At 67.2% G+C, this 4,517-nt stretch carries 5 protein-coding genes; all 5 read left to right on the forward strand.

Going from position 1 to position 4,517, the window contains the following annotated elements:
• Positions 1 to 505, forward strand: a 505-nt coding sequence (locus VFW04_19395) for an elongation factor 4 (protein ID HEX5181502.1), incomplete at its 5' end; no start/stop codon positions are given.
• A gap of 13 nt (positions 506 to 518) precedes the next feature.
• Positions 519 to 1,541, forward strand: a complete 1,023-nt coding sequence (locus VFW04_19400; protein HEX5181503.1) for a glycosyltransferase family 9 protein — start codon at positions 519 to 521, stop codon at positions 1,539 to 1,541.
• Positions 1,542 to 1,615: 74 nt separating this feature from the next.
• Positions 1,616 to 2,614, forward strand: coding sequence for an ROK family protein (locus VFW04_19405; GenBank protein HEX5181504.1), 999 nt, complete (start codon positions 1,616 to 1,618; stop codon positions 2,612 to 2,614).
• Complete coding sequence (locus VFW04_19410) at positions 2,611 to 3,597, forward strand: carbohydrate kinase family protein (protein ID HEX5181505.1); 987 nt, start codon at positions 2,611 to 2,613, stop codon at positions 3,595 to 3,597. The genes VFW04_19405 and VFW04_19410 overlap by 4 nt, the downstream gene beginning before the upstream one ends.
• Positions 3,594 to 4,481, forward strand: a complete 888-nt coding sequence (locus VFW04_19415; protein HEX5181506.1) for an ATP-binding protein — start codon at positions 3,594 to 3,596, stop codon at positions 4,479 to 4,481. The genes VFW04_19410 and VFW04_19415 overlap by 4 nt, the downstream gene beginning before the upstream one ends.
• Positions 4,482 to 4,517: the final 36 nt, after the last annotated feature.

Raw genomic sequence — 4,517 nt, forward strand, 5'->3', positions numbered from 1 at the left:
CCGCAACATGAGCTACCTCGACGCCAGCCGCGTCGAGTTCGACTTCGAGTTTCCGTTAGGCGAGATCATCCTCGATTTCTACGACAAGCTCAAGACGGTGAGCCGCGGCTACGCCGGCCTCGACTACGAGATGCTCGAGTACCGCACGAGCGACCTGATCAAGCTCGACATGCTCATCAACGGCGACCCGGTCGACGCCTTCTCGGTGATCATCCACCGCGACAAAGCGTACGAATGGGGACGCAAGGTGGCCGACAAACTGAAGGAGCTCATCCCGCGACAGCTGTTCGAGGTCGTCATCCAGGCCGCCATCGGCTCCAAGGTCATTGCGCGCACCACGGTGAAACCGCTGCGCAAGAACGTGCTCGCCAAGTGCTACGGCGGCGACGTGACGCGCAAGCGCAAGCTCCTCGAGAAGCAGAAGGAAGGAAAGAAGCGGATGAAGCAGGTCGGCTCGGTCGAGATTCCGCAGGAGGCGTTCCTGGCGGTGCTGCAGGTGGAGTGATTTCCGCCCAACGGTGACCACCTCCCTCGTCATCCAAACTTCGTTCCTCGGCGATACGGTGCTCACTACGCCGCTGATCGCCGAGCTCGCCCGACGCGGCCCCGTGGACGTGGTCGCCACGCGCGCGTCGGCGCCGCTGCTGGCGCACGACCCATCCGTTAGGCAGATCATCGTCTTCGACAAGACGGGCGCCGACAGCGGCCCGGCCGGCCTCGCGAGAACCGCGGCCCGCATCCGCGCCGCGTGGCGCGAGCGCGATGAACACCCGCGCGATGCGCACGCCTATCTCGCCCAGGGCTCGCTTCGCACCGCCGCGCTCGCCGCGCTCGCACGCGTCCCGTCGCGCACCGGCTTCAATGACGCCGCTGGTCGCCTGCTCTACACCGAGCGCGTTCGTCGACGCACCGCTGACCACCACGCCGTGCGGCTCCTCGCTCTCGCCGGCGGTGCCGCCGCCTCGGCCACGCCGCGACTCTTCCCAGACGATGACGACCGGCGCGCCGTAGACACGCTGTTGGGCGCACCCGGCTCCGATCGCCCGATCGTCGCCCTCGCACCCGGCAGCATCTGGGGCACGAAACGATGGCCGTACTATCGCGAGCTCGCCGAGCGACTCGCTCCACGCTTCCGTATCGCGGTCATCGGCGGCGCCGACGACGCGGATATCGCGCGCGGGCTAATCGACGTCGCAGGCCCCCAAGTCGCCGATGCAACGGGCCGACTCTCGATCCTCGCGTCGGCCGAGCTCATTCGCCGCGCGATACTGCTGGTGACGAACGATTCCCTGCCCCAGCACCTCGCCTCGGCGGTGGGCACGCCTACTATTACTATTTTCGGTCCCACGGTCCCGGAGTTCGGATTCGGTCCGCTCGCGCCGCACTCGATGACGCTCGGCGTCGAGACGCTCCCGTGCCGGCCGTGCCACCATCACGGTCCGCGCGTTTGTCCGCTCGGACACTGGCGCTGTATGAAAGATCTCGACGTGGACCGCGTCGATGCCGCCATCGCCGTGCTCACTGCGGGAAGCGCACGATAGTACCGTCCTGTTCGCCGCGCTGATTCCGCTTACTTTTCGCGAGACCGGCCCGCCAACCTTCTTCGCGCACCGCCATGACCAAAGCCCGCACCCGCTACGTCCTTGGCGTCGATCTGGGCGGCACGAACATCGTCGTCGGCGCGATGCCCGAAGACGGCAGCCGCGAGCTCGCCATCCGCTCCGAGCCGACGCACGCCGAGCGCGGTTCGGAAGCCGTGGTCGATCGCATCGTGTCGATGATCGCGCAGGTTATTTCCGACGTGATCGCCTCACACGACGCCCAACCGCACGACTTCCTCGGCGTCGGCATCGGCGCGCCCGGTCCGTTAGACCGCGAGCGCGGCGTCGTGGTGGTCGCGCCCAACCTGGGTTGGCGCGACTTCCCGTTGCGCGACGCGATTTCGGATCGCATCCGTCTCCCCGCGACCCTCGATAACGACGCCAACTGCGCCACGCTCGGCGAATGGTGGCGCGGCGCCGCGCAGGGCGGCCGCAATGTGGTCGGGATCACCATCGGCACCGGCATCGGCGGCGGCATCGTGATCGACGGAAAGCTGTATCACGGCTCGTCGGACGTCGCCGGCGAAATCGGCCACACCACCATCGACTCGACGGGCCGCTATTGCCGATGCGGCAACTACGGCTGCCTCGAGGCGTACGCGTCCGGTCCGGCCATCGCGCTCCGCGCGCGAGAGGCGCTCGAGCGCGACGAAGTGTCGGCGCTGCACAAAATGGTGAAGGGCGACCTCGATCTCCTGACCGCCGCCACGGTGTACGAAGCCGCGCACCGCGGCGACGCGCTCGCGCTCGAAGTGGTGCGCGACACGGCGCGGTTCCTCGGCACCGGCATCGCAAACCTGCTCAACACCGTCAACCCCGACGTCGTCGTCATCACCGGCGGCGTCACCCGCGCCGGCGACCGCCTGTTCGAGCCGCTCCGCGCCGAAGTCAAGCGCCGTGCATTCCGGCCCGCCGTGGCTGCGTGCCGCATCGTGCCCGGCGCACTCGAGGGAACCGCCGGCGTCGTGGGCGCCGTCGCCACGTTCAAGCAGCAGAAGTTAGGCGAAGTATGACACCGCGGGCGAACGGCGCCGCGTCCCTTGGCGTCATCGGCACGTTCGTCTGGGACACGATCTATGGCCGCGACCCTCGCGAGGCGCCGGTCGAGGAGTGGGGCGGCATCACCTACGCGCTCAGCGGACTGGATGCCGCGCTCGCCGACAATTGGCAGATCGTGCCGCTCATCAAAGTCGGGCACGACCTCGTTGGGCGCGCCCGCGAATTCATGGGGACGCTGCGCCATACATCGCCTAACGCATCGCTCATCGAAGTGCCGTACCCCAACAACCGCGTCGAGCTGCGCTACGAGACCAGCGAGCGGCGCTCGGAGCGCCTCACGGGCGGCATTCCGGGATGGAACTGGCTCGGGCTCAAGCCCCTGCTCGCCGACCTCGACGCGCTCTACATCAATTTTCTGAGCGGCTGGGAGCTCGACCTCGAGACCTGCCAGCTCATCAGACAGCATTTCCGCGGGCCGATCTACTGTGATCTGCACATGCTCGTCATGTCGGTGCTGCCCACCGGGTGGCGCGCGCTGCAACCGCTCGACCGCGTCGCCGACTGGTGTCGCTGCTTTGACCTCCTGCAGGTGAACGAAGACGAAGTCACCATGATGGCCGCTGATCCGATGGAGCTCGCGGCCACCGCGCTCTCCTCCGGCGTTCGCTGCCTCGTCGTCACGCTCGGGAGCCGCGGCGCCGTGTACTTCACCGATGCCGCATTCAATCGCATCGACGATTGCGCGCGGCGTCCATCGATCGGCTCGCCGGCCGGCCCCATTCGCACCGCGCTCGTCGCGCCGCCCTACGTCGTGCCGCAGGGCGATCCCACCGGATGCGGCGACGTCTGGGGCGCGACCTACTTTTCCCGTTTGTTGGCAGGTGATAGTTTGGCGGACGCGATGCGCGTGGCTCACCGCGCCGCGGCGCGAAACGCCGAGCACCGCGGCGCCACCGGACTTGGCCATCATCTGCGCGGAGAGCTCATCACTCAATGACCACCGTTCTCAACGTCCCGCCATCGCTGGATGACAAGACGTTCGAGACGGTGCTCGAGCAGTTGGCCCCGGTGCCCCAGGACGCCAAGGTCCTCCTCGATGCACGCCACACGCGTTGGGCATCGCCGTACGGGCTTACCGCGCTCCTAACGCTGGCACAGACGCGGGCGGAACGTCCGGCGCTCTACGTGCCCGAATCCGACGACACGAGCTCGTACTGGTCCCGCACCGGCTTTTTCCGCTTCGCCGAAGAAGCGTTCGAGCTGCACGGCGCCGTGCCGCGCGCCCGGCCCAGCACCGAGTCCGAGGTGCTGCTCGAGATCACGCCGGTCGCCAAGAGCGAGGATGTCCACGACGTCGTTGGGCGCATTCAGCAGAAGTCGCAAGCGATTCTCGTCAAAGAGCTGAATATCGACGCCAAAGCCACGATGGGCTTCGCCATGACCTTGAGCGAAGCGTGTCAGAACATCGTCGAGCATGCCGGGCGCGGCGGTTGGGTCGCCGTGCAAACGTACCGCTGGCAAAAACGACTCGGCCGACGCGTCGTGGTCATCGCCGTCTGCGACGCCGGCGTCGGATTCCGCGAATCACTCGAGACCGCACAGGGCAGATCGCGCGGCGATCGATGGGATGACGGCATGGCGCTCGAAGAGGCCGTCATCCGTGGCGTGAGCCGATTCCGCGATCCAGGCCGGGGGCAAGGTTTGGCAGGCGTCCGGCGTTACATTGGTCGCTGGGACGGCAAGCTCTCCGTCCGCTCGGGCACCGCTCGCATCGCCATCGTGCCGAGTTGGGACGATGACGTTCCCTTGGAGGAGAAGCTCCCATACTTTCCGGGAGCGCAAATGCAAATCACCATCCCGGAGCGCATCGCCGACAGGTGATCAATCACATCGACCTCAGCTCGGTCTTACGTCGCA

The organism is Gemmatimonadaceae bacterium, from assembly GCA_036273715.1.
Classification (GTDB): Bacteria; Gemmatimonadota; Gemmatimonadetes; order Gemmatimonadales; family Gemmatimonadaceae; genus JADGGM01.

What these genes read in the sequence shown, in the direction of transcription:
- VFW04_19405 (HEX5181504.1), top strand. Translation starts at nt 1,616, where the DNA reads ATGACCAAAGCCCGCACCCGCTACGTCCTTGGCGTCGATCTGGGCGGC.
- VFW04_19410 (HEX5181505.1), top strand. Translation starts at nt 2,611, where the DNA reads ATGACACCGCGGGCGAACGGCGCCGCGTCCCTTGGCGTCATCGGCACG.
- VFW04_19415 (HEX5181506.1), top strand. Translation starts at nt 3,594, where the DNA reads ATGACCACCGTTCTCAACGTCCCGCCATCGCTGGATGACAAGACGTTC.